Source organism: Sorangium sp. So ce836, from assembly GCF_028553905.1.
In the GTDB taxonomy this organism is placed as follows: domain Bacteria; phylum Myxococcota_A; class Polyangia; order Polyangiales; family Polyangiaceae; genus Sorangium; species Sorangium cellulosum_D.
In genome coordinates this window covers 4,528,853-4,542,198 of the sequence record NZ_CP102233.1, presented here as the reverse complement: position 1 = coordinate 4,542,198, position 13,346 = coordinate 4,528,853, and the positions used below count along the sequence as shown (strand labels likewise).

At 66.3% G+C, this 13,346-nt stretch carries 10 protein-coding genes; 2 read left to right on the top strand and 8 right to left on the bottom strand.

The window, feature by feature from the left end; genetic code table 11:
* Positions 1-157: 157 nt before the first annotated feature.
* From NQZ70_RS16710 to NQZ70_RS16700, 3 genes are all read right to left on the bottom strand, one after another.
* Positions 158-1,510, bottom strand: coding sequence for a hypothetical protein (locus NQZ70_RS16710; RefSeq protein ID WP_207217867.1), 1,353 nt, complete (start codon positions 1,508-1,510; stop codon positions 158-160).
* A gap of 410 nt (positions 1,511-1,920) precedes the next feature.
* Positions 1,921-3,150 carry a hypothetical protein gene (locus tag NQZ70_RS16705; protein ID WP_165373999.1) on the bottom strand — a complete coding sequence of 410 codons (1,230 nt, stop codon included), beginning with the start codon at positions 3,148-3,150 and terminating at the stop codon, positions 1,921-1,923.
* Between the two features lie 15 nt (positions 3,151-3,165).
* Complete coding sequence (locus NQZ70_RS16700) at positions 3,166-3,507, bottom strand: hypothetical protein (RefSeq protein ID WP_129575095.1); 342 nt, start codon at positions 3,505-3,507, stop codon at positions 3,166-3,168.
* A gap of 1,406 nt (positions 3,508-4,913) precedes the next feature.
* On the opposite strand from NQZ70_RS16700, the gene NQZ70_RS16695 reads away from it, so the two are divergent.
* Positions 4,914-6,098, top strand: a complete 1,185-nt coding sequence (locus tag NQZ70_RS16695; protein WP_129575094.1) for a sigma-70 family RNA polymerase sigma factor — start codon at positions 4,914-4,916, stop codon at positions 6,096-6,098.
* A gap of 1,152 nt (positions 6,099-7,250) precedes the next feature.
* Here NQZ70_RS16695 and NQZ70_RS16690 read toward each other — a convergent pair.
* From NQZ70_RS16690 to NQZ70_RS16680, 3 genes are all read right to left on the bottom strand, one after another.
* A complete protein-coding gene (locus NQZ70_RS16690) occupies positions 7,251-7,658 on the bottom strand; it encodes a hypothetical protein (RefSeq protein WP_237245367.1) in 408 nt (135 codons plus the stop codon).
* Between the two features lie 1,327 nt (positions 7,659-8,985).
* Positions 8,986-9,186 carry a hypothetical protein gene (locus NQZ70_RS16685; protein ID WP_129575092.1) on the bottom strand — a complete coding sequence of 67 codons (201 nt, stop codon included), beginning with the start codon at positions 9,184-9,186 and terminating at the stop codon, positions 8,986-8,988.
* Positions 9,183-9,743: a sigma-70 family RNA polymerase sigma factor gene (locus tag NQZ70_RS16680; protein WP_129575091.1), complete on the bottom strand. Its 561-nt coding sequence runs from the start codon at positions 9,741-9,743 to the stop codon at positions 9,183-9,185. Before NQZ70_RS16680 ends, NQZ70_RS16685 begins: the two co-directional genes overlap by 4 nt.
* A gap of 63 nt (positions 9,744-9,806) precedes the next feature.
* Here NQZ70_RS16680 and NQZ70_RS16675 point away from each other — a divergent pair.
* Positions 9,807-10,975, top strand: a protein-coding gene (locus NQZ70_RS16675) for an IS3 family transposase (RefSeq protein WP_129572590.1) whose coding sequence is annotated in 2 segments (ribosomal slippage) — positions 9,807-10,059 and positions 10,059-10,975 — 1,170 coding nt in all. Because the reading frame shifts where the segments join, the coding sequence is not laid out codon by codon here.
* 77 nt (positions 10,976-11,052) lie between these two features.
* On the opposite strand, the gene NQZ70_RS16670 is transcribed toward NQZ70_RS16675, so the two are convergent.
* Together NQZ70_RS16670 and NQZ70_RS16665 are read right to left on the bottom strand one after the other, a co-directional pair.
* On the bottom strand, positions 11,053-11,943 hold the full coding sequence (locus tag NQZ70_RS16670; protein WP_237245366.1) for a hypothetical protein: 891 nt from the start codon (positions 11,941-11,943) through the stop codon (positions 11,053-11,055).
* A 120-nt stretch (positions 11,944-12,063) separates the two neighbouring features.
* Positions 12,064-13,116, bottom strand: coding sequence for an RNA polymerase sigma factor (locus NQZ70_RS16665; protein WP_324293060.1), 1,053 nt, complete (start codon positions 13,114-13,116; stop codon positions 12,064-12,066).
* Positions 13,117-13,346: the final 230 nt, after the last annotated feature.

Sequence of the window (13,346 nt, the reverse complement as noted above, 5' to 3'; positions counted from 1 at the left end):
GAGCTCCGAGCATCGATGCTCGCCAATCAGCGCGAGCAAAAAGGGCCCAGAACCATCATCTAGCCAGTCAACAACAGCCCTCGACGGCTGCGTACACCACGCTATTGATGCGACAATCCGACTCGCATCGTAATACCGGCCGACAACAGCAAACATCTCACCGAGGAGGACGGCGGTAGCTATCCAAGATGGATTCCACCACAGCAGCAAAGGACTTTGAATCTGAACAAAAGCGGCGCCCAATCTTATCTACCGCCATTGTACATACCAGCCGGTGCTCACTCGCAGCACCAACAAGCACATTGGGATCGACCAAGAAGCTGTAGCTGTTCCCGGGCTCGATCTTCCTAGATTTTCCATTCCACTCGCCAGTAACAAAGTCTCTTGCCATGACAACCTGTTGTCCGTCGTCGGTACCGATCCCAACGTTTTGCAGAAAGAAGTCCGTGGACGAGTGATTTTCGACAACGATCGAAAGCACCCAGACACTCGGAATTGAACCCACAATAGCGGCTCTGGCAGAAACTCGGATATCGGGCCCCGGGACGGATGCGGACATTTTTGCGCCCGACGTTGCGGGTGTACGGAGGGACCGCGGCTCAATCGGGCGGGTTCGGAGGAAAGCCCGCGCGAATGCCGCCGCGCTTAGGCACGCATACCTCGTCCACGCCTCGCTACGCTTGAGGCCTACGATATCGCTGATCCCCCGGATCGCGAGCATGAGGCACCTATCGCGTGTCGCGCGGTAGACGCCCGCGGCCTCCATCTCGATTGCGTGAAGGTGCCGGGCCGTTTCGACCCAGGGAAATAGCACCTTCGGATCTTTGACTAGCCGATCGCTCGACGCGATCGGCCCGGAAGCAAACGTCGGAGGCCGCGGTTTTGCACCACGACCGAAGTGTGCTTCGAGCTTCTCTCTGACCTCGTTCTGCCATCGTTGCGGGCCGTAAAGCTGTCCTTTTCGTGACCAAGACACGCTTGGACGGTCAGGAAGTTTAGAGGTCCACCGGCCGAGGTCCTTCTCGCGTCCGACGAGGTTTGCGACGCGGGCCTGAAGCTCCTTCGCAATCGGACCGCCCGAAACGTTGTACGTTGTCTGCTGGCGTGCCTTCCGGGCTTCGACCGTATAGTCGTTCACGCGCGTCGCGATGACGACGTCACCAAGCGTGATGTCGTCGGACGGAAGGCCTGCGGCAATGCCGACGACCAAGAGCATCGTCGGCTCGAGATCATCCAGCAAATCGCGCGCCGCCTCCTGCGCCTCCCCGTTGCCTTGTTCGATCTGCTTGAGGATGGCAAGCGTGTACCGCTCACCTTCGGCGGTCTTCGCACGCCGGATCGTATACTCGCGGCGTTTACCGCGATGCACGCCCGCACCTTGCGGGAACGCATCGAGCACGGCCCGAAACTCGTCGTTCCGGATCGTCAGAATCCCGATGTCGGTAACGGGCGGCGTGGCTTCAGGCATGATGGTCGAGCAAGGATTGCACCTACCCTGAACATCGGTCAAGATCCATCTGCTTCCCGTGATCTCCGTTGTGATCAAGGGTGAGCATCCGAAGGAACAGCCACCTTCCGCGGCGCATCTGCGTGCCCGCGCTGCCTTCGGTGACCGCTACGGCGGCTGAGATCACCTGCACCTCGGCTGCCCAGCCCCACGACCCCGGGGTCGTCGCCGTCCACCCGACCGAGATCGTCCACGTCGCCGGGAGGTTCTCGAGCGCGCTCTCTGCGCCACGGCCCGACCGCCTCGAACCGCCGCGGACAAGCTGCGAAGCCCGCCAACGTCGACGCTCCGGCGTGCTGCGCGCTGCCGACTCATTGCGCGGCTTCGGTCGTCCAGGCAGTGGGCTTCTCGGCTTTCGCCGCTTGTTAGCCTCGAACTCGCCGTCCAAGCGAGTTTCTGGCAGTGCCATCTTGTTAAGAAGGTAACCCCTGCAACTCCGCGTAGACATCCCACAGTGCTTCATACGGACTCGTCTCGCGAGGAAACAGACGCGGGGAATGCGGTCCGGTGTGCTCGAACAGTTCCCGAATCTCACGGCCAAAAGCACTCACAAAGAGAGCGGGATCTACATCTCCCGATCGATATTGCGCGCAGCCGTCGTTGTATGCGTTCAGCCATGTTTCAAGAGCGCGTTCATTTTCTCCTTGAAGAACCGAAACTCGATGCTGCAACTCCTTAGGGATAACAGGTTCCCCTGAAGGGCCGGTGTTACTATTGCTCAGGATAAACTCGGCAAGTGTCTTGCCGGTGCGGTTCTGGGCTTCTTCGGTAGAGCGAATTGCCGACTGAACCCCCTTGAAGTTCATCGCCCACCTGGCCGTACGCATCTCTCGCGCGATACGCGTCTCGGGCTCCTTAGGGGCAAGTCCGAAGTCCTGCGCGTCAAGACCAGGTTCACCAAGAAGCGCCGCAACCATTGCGCACGCATTCTTAGCGGCCAATTCGTGGTGGTCGTCGTTCTTGCCCTCTCCCCAGTCGCAGATCGCTTTGATGAGAATCCACTCAACCTTGCGCCGCGCGGCAGCAGCGTAGAGGCCGGCACCTTCCATTTCTCCGCCGATTGCCGCTTTATGCGTTTCAAGGAGCGAACGCTTAAAATCAGGGTTATCGACTAGCTTCTCACCAGAAAGCACCGGTCCGAGTTTGGGCTTTCTCGTCTTGCCTGATGCAGTGTCCCACGTCCAAAACAGGTTCTTGACCCGATTAAGAAGAACCTGGCCGCATTCGGGATGTGGAGCCCGCGGGATCCGCGAATTCGTGCCGACCCGCTCAAGTTCATACGGAATCACCTGGGTCGACACCAGAACATCGCCGATGACTTGCTTCTCGGAATCAGCACCGAATGCGATTCCGGGCATGATGACTGCCCTGGGGGACCATCGTGTGATCGCATCGACCACGGCAAGAATCGAACCATCTCGTCCCCCCGACCCTGCATCACAAAGGAGAAGAGCACAGACGTATCGGCCACACTTGCCCAAGAAGTACGTGCTCTCGGTCCACGGAAGTTTGACAATAGCCTCTTGGCCATTGAGTGGTGAGAAATGCGCGAGCATGCGGTCACGTTCGACGTCGACCGCTGTAACGAGCACGAAGTCCACGGATGGCAAGGGGTCCAGTTCATCGAGCAATAGTGTCTTCATGGGTAGCATGTTGCTCTATTTATAGGACACTTGCGCAAGCAACTGCGCTACAACTTGCTGGTAATTGATAGTGGCTTGCACGGAGCCCTTCTTGACAAGGGACATCGTCCCACGCCGCAATCCGAGTGCGTCGTCAAGCTCGGCAAGAATCTCCTCCCTGGTTCCGTCCGAGATCCGCGTCTGGGTGTTCTCGTAGACCCGGGAGTCAACGTCGCGAAAAATTCTCTCGAGCTCTTCGCTGAACGTCTCGATGGTGGGCTTCGACCCCTCAGACGCTGTCTTCTTTACGACCGTGGTCGTGCTGGCAGCACGAAGGCGGGCGGCGTACTCGCTTGCGACTTGCTTGTGGGTAGCCATCGGGCGGCTCCTGAACGGTAGTGCTGAACGTCCGTGACGCTACTCCATGGGGAAGCGGCCGGCAAGCCTGCGCGCTCGCACGCCCCAGCGTGCTGCAACCTGTGGGACTTACGTGCGAACGAGGGTCTCGCGGAGCTCGAGGTCGACGTCCTTCACGCGGAGCTCGGCGCATACAAGTAGGACGGAGGCCGGGGCCGCAGGGGAGGCGGCCATGAGTGGCGGGACGCCGGTGATGCCATGCAGGAGAGCGCTCACCTCGGGAGGGGTGAGCACCGCGAGGAGGCGCGGGGGGCTCTAGCCCCCGAGCGGGCGCCGCTTGCTTGAGGCGCCGCTCGCCTGGGGAGGCGTCAGGAGGGGGAGCGGCCGCGGGGTCGAGGTGGACGCCGGTGAGCTCGGGGCCGTCGATGTCCATCTGGTCGATGTCCACCCGGTCGAGGCGGAGCGCCGCTGTCGACCTGGCCGAGTTCGTGCCGCGCTGCCCGGCGAGCAGCTCGAGGCGAGCTCGGCGGCATCCCACCGCGGCGGCGTGGGGGCGGAGGTCAAGGCGCACGTCGGCGAACTCGGGGCTATGGCCCTCCACCTGATCGAGCTCGGCCATGTCGCCGCCGAGGGGGGAGCGGCACGGGCGCGCCGCGGGGAGCGCCCCTCGGCCAGGGGATCGTCTCCTCGCAGGGGGATCGTTTCCTCCTCCAGGTAGAAGCGCCCAGCTGTGGGACTCATCCGCCCGGCGGTGCCACTGACGCCCGAGGAGGAACGTTCTCGCGCGCCACCTGGGCCGCCGAGTTCGGGATCCGCTCCTCGACGTAGAAGCGCCGCGCGCGGTCGGGGCCGTCGCCGGCGAGCTCCGCGAGTCCGTGGCTTGGCGCCGCGGCCGCTGGTCGACCGCGAGCGGCCACGGGTGTCGGCGAGCTCGGGGCCGTCGGCACCCTGGCCGGGCGCGGGGCGGCCGCACGGGATAAGGGCGGCGTCGCGCGCTGGTCACTGGACGCCGGTGCTCAGCGCCCCGGAGTTCGGCGGCGGCGCTGGCGAGCTCCGCGAGCGCCGGGCTTGGCGGGCTTCGCGCCGCGGCCCCTGATCGGCTGCGGAGCGGGGCCGCTACAGCAACGGGACAAAAACCATCGCCAAGGGTCGACGTCGGAGGGGCGAGTTCGGCACGATGCCGGCGACGACGGGATCGATGGCGAGCCCGGCGCGGTCGCGCGTCCCTTCAACCCGTTTCGCTGGCGCTGGGCGGCCTGCACGCGGGGCGGTCAGCGGTACGTAAGCGACCGCGACGGCGCTCCGCCGGGGGCCTCGGCCCCGATGTCAGGGGATCACGAAAGCGCCGCAAGTGGACGCCGGACGGCAGCTCACCAAAAATAGGCGGAACGGATCGGCGGCGAACTGCCGTGAGCTTGTAGTACCCCATGAACACGCTACCTGAACCGTTCGCCTCTCGCCCGGAGCTGCTCGTTCCGGAGAACTACCCGGCCCTCGGCACGGTGTCGTCGGCATCCTTCTACAAGCTCGTCGTCGTGCCCCGCACGCCGCCACCGCCTCCCCAGTACGTCTTCGTTCCCGTCAAGAGGAGCGACGACGCCGCTTGGGTCGCTCTTTCCCAGTGGAACCTCATGTGGGAGTGGGGTACGGTGCGGCCCGAAGACTTCCACGAGCGTCTGCCCGAGCACGTGGTGAGTATCATTGACCGGCACGCCGACGCGAACTTTCGGCTCGTTCCGTTCGTGGGCGAGGAGGACCGGCTCTCGTGCTACGAGCCCCTCTATTCGCTTCTTCCGCGCGCCACCCTCGACAGGTTCGGCTTGCCGCCTCGCCGTGGAACCTGGCCCATGCTCGCGCCCGCATGGGAGCGAACCAACGTGCCGCACCGAATCGAGCGGCTGTCTCAGGCGCTGGCGTTCCACCTCTGGCCTCTGCTCTGTCCCAGGTCGTCGATGTCGGCCTTCGACAAGAACGAGCCGGTTCGTCTGCTCGCCCACTGCCTCGACTTCTGGTTGCCGTACGTCGACGTGGTTGCCCAGCGTCGGGTTCAGGCGCTTGGACGTGTGCCCTTCGAGAACGATCAACAGCGGCGCGACCAAGAAGAGCTTCAGCGTGTCGTCGAGCGGGAACTGAACGCCGATGCTCGTCGGCCTTGCTATGGCGGTCACGTTTGGCGGGGCGAAGACGATGCGCGCGACGCTGCCAAAGAGCTGATCGAAGCGGCAGATGAGCACGGGAAGCTCCGTGATTTGGTTGACGCAATCGAGTCGAACCGAGTTCAGGACGACTTCTCGCCGCGGTGGTCCCACGTGAAGGAGGACTTCGAGAGGAAGCTCTACCGAAAGCGCTCGAAGACGAAGGTCGTCTTCGTCGAGCTGGATGAGACGGTACCCGTACATGCGCCGGACGTGGAGGTCGAGGTCGAGCGCAGCCTCTTGTGGCAGCACCTCTTCACCATGCTGAACGAGCGGGAGCGCCGGGTCATCGTTTGTTTACGAAACGGCTTCACCACGGCGACGGAGATCGCCGCCGAGTTGGGCTACGCCAATCATAGCCCGGTCTCGAAAGCGCTCGCCTCGGTGCGGAAGAAGGCGCACCGGCACCTCAAGTAGTAGCGTCGTGACGACTTCTCGGCGAGTTGGGGTCGAAAGCGGATATTCAACCCGAATGATTGTGTCGCCCTACAGCCTGAGGCGGCGGACAACGTCGCCCTCAATGACCGTGGCGCGCTCGACTTAGCCCCAAAGTGCCCCGATCAGGCCGTGGCCCGTGGTTCGGGCGAGCTCACGCGTTTCGGAATACCGGTGGCAACGGGCAGATAATGACGCTTGCGCGGTCAGCTTCCTGAACATAGCGAGTAGGCCCCGCCGCCGGAGAGGGGTCGCGATAGCAACGGGACAAGAAAAACGTCACTGAGGCGATGGCCTGGGTCTGTAGGGGGCCAGCGACCGCGCCGGGCTCGCCATCGATCCCGTCGTCGTCGGCATCTCGCCGAACTCGCGCCCCTCGGCAACGCCCGAACGTCGATCATTGGCGACGGTTCTTGTCCGTTGCTAACGCTACCCCGAGCGGCCGCGCGCGTCGCGGTGAACGCCGGCGCGCTCGGCGCGGCCGTGCGGGATCGGGGGCGACGTCGGGCGCTGGTGACAGGACACCGGCGCTCAGCGCCCGCGCGGAGTGGCCGGCGTCGGTGTTTCGGGCGCGCCGCGGGGTCGCCCCCTGGGCCAGTGGGATCATCTGCCCGAGGTAGAAGCACCGCGCGAGTTCCGGGCCGTCGCCGTCCACCTGGTCGAGGTCGGCCACGTCTACGGCATCCTCCTCGAGCGCGGACTCGGCGCCGCGGCCTGGTCGAGCCGCGCAGCGGCCGCGGCGTCGAGATGGGCGCCAGGGAGGCCGCGATCGCGCTGGCGTCGTTCACGGCGCCGGAGCAGACGGCGCGGCCCGCCGGTCGGGGCGCCGCTCCACGCCTAACCGGCACCGAGATCCTCGAGCGTGAGCTTGGCACCACCATTCGTCCACCCCGGGCGAGCGCGACACCGTCGCAGAGGATCGAGGCGGACGTCGGCGAGCGTTGCGTCGTCGGCGTCGTCCATCGGGCTGAGGGCTGCGGCGTACCGGCGCCGCGACCGCACTCCTTGACGCACCTGGAGCTGCACGACGTCGCCCGTGCGCCAGCGTCGCCCGCTCCCTGAATAGGAACGGCGAGCGGGCGCGATAAGCACGTACGGAAGACGTACGCGGCGAACCTCCAACGCGACGCCGCTTCATGTGTTCGACTGGCGCGGTTCCCGGCGAGCAGCGCTGCACCGCGGACGAGCAAGCCGATCGCCCGGTCGTGGGCTTGGGACCGCGGTGGTCCCACGCTCCGCCGCCTCCCACGCGGCTCGCAGGCTGCTTGCAAGTTTTCCGCGCCCCTCCATCGGCGGTCCCATTCGCTTCAGCGCCTCCAGGCGCGCAGCCTCCAGCCTCGACCGGCGCGGCGCCGTCGCCTGGCGCTTCTCCACGAGCTCACCGAGCACCTGCGTCGCGCGCTCCCACTGCGCCGCGGCACCCGGTGCGTGCGCGATCCTGCGCACGGCGTTCCAGGGCGCCTCAAGCTGATCGCACAGGTTGCCGATCTCGGGGTGCAGCCGTGCAATCGCGCGCAGGTGGCACCGGGTCTGCTTGTTCATCTGAAAACACTCTTCGAGGACGTGGCTCGGCGCGCGGACAACTCCGCACGCAAGCTCGTACCAGCGCCGCGAGCTCATGCGTCTACAAAAGCACGGAGCCACAAACCTGCCACAGCGAAGCCTTCATTTTTCGTTCAACCTTAAAGAGCGTTAAAGCAGAGTACAAGAGTCGACAGCATGCGAGGGCGACGGCTTTACAGTGCGATGTAGCGTGCGACCAACAGGATGCCGGGTCTCACGTGACACCGTGACCTGAGGGGCATCCCCTGGAACTCGATCACGTGACCGCGGTGTGCGGGGTGACCCCGCCGGTGATCCCACGGCCCGGCCGTCGAGCGGGGCCAGCTCGCCGCCGCTGCGGCGGGCCGCGCGGGCGTCCGCCTAGCTTGCGCCGCTTGGGGTGCGCCGCGGTCTTGCCCGCCGTGCGCCGCCCTGTCGCATATGTATGCGACACGCCGGAGGTGACCGGCTCGCCGGAGCCCCTCAGCCGACCCCGCGCAGAATTACCAAATCGACCCCTTCACGCCCCCCAAAATCGGGTCCTCTGGCGCTCCCTCGAAACGGCCTAACTGCGCGTCACCAAAGCGGCTTCCCCGGCTGACCAGATCCCGGTAACTCGCGACGAGTTACCGGATCGTCAGAATTACCATTTCGGGCCTCCTCGCGGGCTCTCGTTCAGGCTCCGTCCCGAACCCGAAACACCACAGCAACGGCGGTTCGGTATGGCAGCAGCAGCTATCCTTGCGCCGCCAGCGGCTCCAGAAGGGTGGTCGTCGGGCCGCGCCGGCAGGCGACGCCACTGCACGGGCGGCATCGTGCGCAGCCCCCCGGTGTTCGGCCGTCAGCGCGCCGTGACCGCTGTCTGTCCCATAACGCGCTCCGACGAGCCGCCCGCGCGCGGAACGGTCACGCACGGCGACGGCGTCCGGTTCCAGACGCGCAGCCCGCGGACGTCGCCACACCAGCGGGCCCGCCTCGGGGGCGGTCGGCGTGCGCCGCCGTGATGCCGCTCACGCCACCCGCGCCCGCCATGGGAGCGAGACCGACCGACAGCGGTGGCCTTCACGTCAGACCGGCCAGACCCGGCGATGGCGCGCGGACGTCCAGGCATGCCTATCCAGCCGGCGCACGGCGACGCTGAACGCGGGCGGCACAGCGGGGCCCTGCGCACGTCGATCGAACACGAGACCATGGGAGCGCCGGCCGACGTCGCAGCGCCGCGACGTGGAAGACGTGAAACCAGAGGGTGACGCACGGGTCGGCGGGCTCGGTGACCGGCCGACGCCGACGGCCTCGAACCCCGGTCCGCCAGCGCCGAGTTCGACGCCTATTCTTCGCCCAGAAGCGCGCGCATCTTGTCGAGCAGATCTCGCCTGACCCGCTGCCGGTTCAGGTCGTCCTCGTAACCGGCCTCGACGGGTGACACCTTGACGACGCCTTTGATCATCATAAGAGCGTCGATCATTCGCTCCGCCTCATGGTCATCCAAGTCACGCCGGAAGTGAACAACCAGACCCTTGACGCTCATTGCAGCCGCGCTCTCCGCGTGAAGGTCTCCCCGGCTTCCCGACACCTGATGATGTCGCGTAGCGCGCCGATGGCCCTTGTGCGGCGCTTGTATATCGTGGAGAGAGGCACCCCTGCGTCTTGCGCTACCTGAGCCATCGGAACTCCGTTCAGGTCATGTGCCACGAGAACAAATCGCAGCTCCGGAACGAGCTCATTCACTGCATCGATGGTGCTGGCCCTGACGTTGTCGGACTCCATCACAGCAGCAGCATCCGGCGCCGGATCAAGCACCTCGATCAGATCGACCAGCTCCTCCCTGCGGTGCTGCGCCCGCTCGTGGTAGTGCGCGGCAACGTGTACGGTGATCGTGTTCAACCAGCGCTCCGGCCTGCCGAGCTTCGGATCGAACCTGTGCCAGCTCTCGCAGACATTGACCCAGACTTGGCCCGCGACGTCGCTACGATGGCACCGTGGAACCCCCAGCCTCTCCAACCAGCGCAGCACGGAACGAACCAACATCGGGCAAAACAAGCGCGCGTACGCCTCAGCGCGCTTGCCTTCGTTCGGACGATCCATGGCCTTACCCCCCTGGTCCTCCCCCGCTTCCGTCGACACCCCCGACGGCACCAGGAGGCAGGGATGGGACGGAGAAAGAGGAGGGCGTTCACGCCCGAGTTCAAGGCGGAGGCGGTACGGCTGGCGAAGGCGAGCGACCGGAGCATCGGCCAGGTGGCGAAGGACCTCGACCTGACCGAGACGGCGCTGCGCGACTGGATCAAGCGCGCGGACACCGACGCGGGCCACGGCCCGCCGGGGGCGCTGACGACGCCGGAGCGTGAGGAACTGCAGCGGCTGCGCCGCGACGTGAAGCGGCTGGAGATGGAGCGCGAGATCTTAAAAAAAGCGGCGGCCTTCTTCGCGAAGGAAAACGAGTGAGGTTCGAGTTCATCGACGCGGAGAAGGCGCACTACCCGGTGCTGGTACTGTGCGCGGTGCTGCTCGTCTCGCGCAGCGGCTACTACGGGTGGGCCAAGCGCTCGGAGTCCGCGCGGGCCAAGTCCGACGCTCAACTGAGCGCACAGATCAGGGCCGTGCACCACAAGAGCCGTGGCCGCTACGGCAGTCCGCGCATCCACGCGGAACTTCGTGCTCGCGGCATGCGTGTCGGCAAGAAACGGGTCGAGCGGCTGATGCGAGCTCAACGACTCGCGGCTCGGAGGAAGCGGCGCTTCCGCCGCACCACCAACTCGCGGCACAACGGCCCGATCGCCCCGAATGTGATCGAGCGGCAATTCGATGCTCGAGCGCCCAACCAGGTCTGGGTGACGGACGTGACGTACATTCCCACCGGCGAGGGCTGGCTGTACTTGGCCGTGATCCTGGACCTGTTCTCGCGCCGCGTGGTCGGCTGGGCCGCGAGCGCGTTCAACGATCGCGCCCTGGCGCTCACCGCGCTCGCGTTCGCCTTGGGAACGCGGCGGCCGGCGCCTGGGCTGGTGCACCACTCGGATCGTGGCAGCCCCTACGCCAGCGACGACTACCGGCTCGTGCTCGGGACCCACGGGCTCATCCCGAGCATGAGCCGCGCCGGCGACTGCTGGGACAACGCCGTGGCCGAGAGCTTCTTCGCGACGCTGAAGGCGGAGCTGGTCGAGCACGAGCGCTACCCGACGCGAGCGGCCGCCATCGCATCGATCGGAGACTACATCGAGAACTTCTACAACCTGAAACGACGGCACTCACGGCTCGCCTACATGAGCCCGATCGAGTTCGAATTGAAGACCTACGTGACCGCGCGCGCGGCATAGTGAGACTGTCCGCGGAACCGGGGGAGGACCACCCTTGGGCAATCCTCCCCTGCGCTGAACGCGAGGCACGGCTACGCTCACCCATGGCTCCCTACTCCCGGAAATGTCTTGTTCAGCGGAGAGCGCTCGGCCTCCTCCGAATCGGACGCGTCGGCAGGGCTCGCCCCCCCTTCGTCACGCTGTAGCGGGAAGCTCGTCAGCGTCCCCGCGCGCCGGGCGAGATCGGCCCCCATGGCGGCGCGGACAGGGAGCGGCGACCGAAGCCGCGGCAGTGGAGGCGGCGGTAGCTTCGCCCGCGGGCTCTTGGCCGCAAGCACGGGAGACGGCGCCACAGGCGGAGGAACGTCGAGCGCGCGTGGAGGTATCGTCGGCGGAGTCAGCGGCGCCGACTCCGCGCGACGCGCCGCACTCTCGCGCTTGGTGACGGGCTCGCCGACCTGGATCATCACGGTCTCCTCTGCGTCGGCTCGACGGTCGTCGTGTAGCCGCCACAGGCGCTCCCAGTACCGAGCAGGCGTGCCGGTGAAGGCCTCGAGCTGCCGGGCAAGGCCGGGGGTCATCGGGAGGTCGCTCCTCAGGAGCCGCTCCACCTCCGTCGGCTCCAACCCCGTGCTCTCGGCCAGCTTCCTCCTCCACGAAGGCATCGTCGCGCAGCACGACTCGAGGACCCTCCCTGGCGAGAGGACGGGGCGCGCGCGGACGTCTGTCAGCGCGGCGAGCACCGCATCGACGTGACAGTCCAGGAGGCGCCGGTATCGATCCCGCTCCGCCGCTGCCTGCTCCTTCGCATCGGTGAGGGCGGCCTCCTCGTCATCGTGAGTGAGCTCGCGCGCCTCGCGAAGCCCCCGCTCCCGTCCCAGCGCTTCGCGCGCGGTGACCGCGTAGCCGATCGCGACGCAGGCTATCATTGCGAGCCCGAGCGGCGAGATGAGCCACATCGCACCAAGTAGATCCTCCATCGTATTCATCGCGTTTCGTCTCCCGGACGTGATCGTTCTTGTCGGTACGCAAGGCGGATCTCCGCCTTGTGCCATCCGAAGACGTCACCAGGGTCCCCGCCTGCTAGCTGCCGAAGGACAGCCGAGGATTCAGCGAAGCTGCCGGAGGAGCGCTTCGCGCTCGGCGACCAGCCGCCCACGGGGGAACTCCCGCGCGTGGGTGTTCAGCAGCCGGAGAGCCTCGACGTTCGCCGTGGCGTTGCGGGCCTCGACGGCCCTCCGCGCCTGGGTGATCAGGCTCATCTCGCGCTCGCTGCGGGTCGGTCGAACGGCGCTCGCCGAAGACGCGGGCCGGCGCTCGGTCGTCGTCGAGGGAGCGGGCCTGCTGCTCGCCACCGCCTGCCCGTGCGCGCCCCCTTGCTCCTTCGGCGACGAGTTCTCGCGCGCGATCGGCGCGGCCGGTGGCGCCGCGGTGTGCGCGCGTTCTCCGCCGGTGGGCGCCGAGGCGCTGGGTACGCCGTCTCGCGCAGGGAACGCGGCGGCCTCTTGCGCAGCGTGCGGGGTGGCAGGGACCGCAGCCGCCCCGAGCCACGATTCCGAGTCGGGCAACGATGCCGCCGAGGAGACGAGCGCGCCCGTCAGCACGACGAGCCCGACCTGGACGAGGATCCTCAGGCCCAGACGGCGCAGCGAGGCCACCCACGACGCGCGACGGCGGAAGCCCAGTGCAAGCGGCACGCAGGCGCTGTCGTCCCATCCCTGAGCGCGCTGTCGCTCCTGCCACCGCTCCCGCTGGATCCGGAGCGCCTTGCGCGCCCGCCAGTGTCGCGTTCTCACCGTGTCCAGCGGAAGTCCCTGCTCGGCCGCGATCTCGGCGAGCGGAACCCCTTGGAGGTCATGCTTGATCAAGACATCTCGGTACTTGGGATCGAGTCGATCCAGAAGCTGCCGCGCGATCTCTTCCCGCTGCCGTCTCCGGAGCAGCTCTTCCGGCGTGGGGCACTCATCTTGGATCTCGCACCCATCGAACGATGTCAGCACCTCGCCGCGGCGGTGTGCGTCACGGACGTGGTTGCGCGCTTGGTTGATGGCGATCGTGACGTGGTACGGGCCTGGGTCTCCCCCCGGCTCGATCCGCTTGTCGGCCTGCAGGCCCCGCAGCAGCGCGTCCTGGGCGACATCCTCGACGTTTCGCGCCGGCACACCGTGGCGCCGGGCGAGGCGTCGGAAGAGCTCGAAGCCGGGGGAGACGGTCGCGGGCTTGTCCACGGTTAGCAGCACACTTGAGCCAACCCAAGTGCTTCAGAGAAAAGAACCAACGAGCGATTTTTGGTCGGCCAACGTACGCACACATACCACATTTGACCACATCTGAGCGGTCTTATCAGGACGGCCGAGCTCATTCCGTCATGCGGCCGCCAATTCTCGCACAA

Excerpts from the sequence above, each read along its gene's own strand:
- NQZ70_RS16680 (WP_129575091.1), bottom strand. The coding sequence starts at position 9,743 with ATGGATCGTCCGAACGAAGGCAAGCGCGCTGAGGCGTACGCGCGCTTG.
- NQZ70_RS16705 (WP_165373999.1), bottom strand. The coding sequence starts at position 3,150 with ATGAAGACACTATTGCTCGATGAACTGGACCCCTTGCCATCCGTGGAC.
- NQZ70_RS16670 (WP_237245366.1), bottom strand. The coding sequence starts at position 11,943 with ATGAATACGATGGAGGATCTACTTGGTGCGATGTGGCTCATCTCGCCG.
- NQZ70_RS16690 (WP_237245367.1), bottom strand. The coding sequence starts at position 7,658 with ATGAACAAGCAGACCCGGTGCCACCTGCGCGCGATTGCACGGCTGCAC.
- NQZ70_RS16700 (WP_129575095.1), bottom strand. The coding sequence starts at position 3,507 with ATGGCTACCCACAAGCAAGTCGCAAGCGAGTACGCCGCCCGCCTTCGT.
- NQZ70_RS16685 (WP_129575092.1), bottom strand. The coding sequence starts at position 9,186 with ATGAGCGTCAAGGGTCTGGTTGTTCACTTCCGGCGTGACTTGGATGAC.
- NQZ70_RS16695 (WP_129575094.1), top strand. The coding sequence starts at position 4,914 with ATGAACACGCTACCTGAACCGTTCGCCTCTCGCCCGGAGCTGCTCGTT.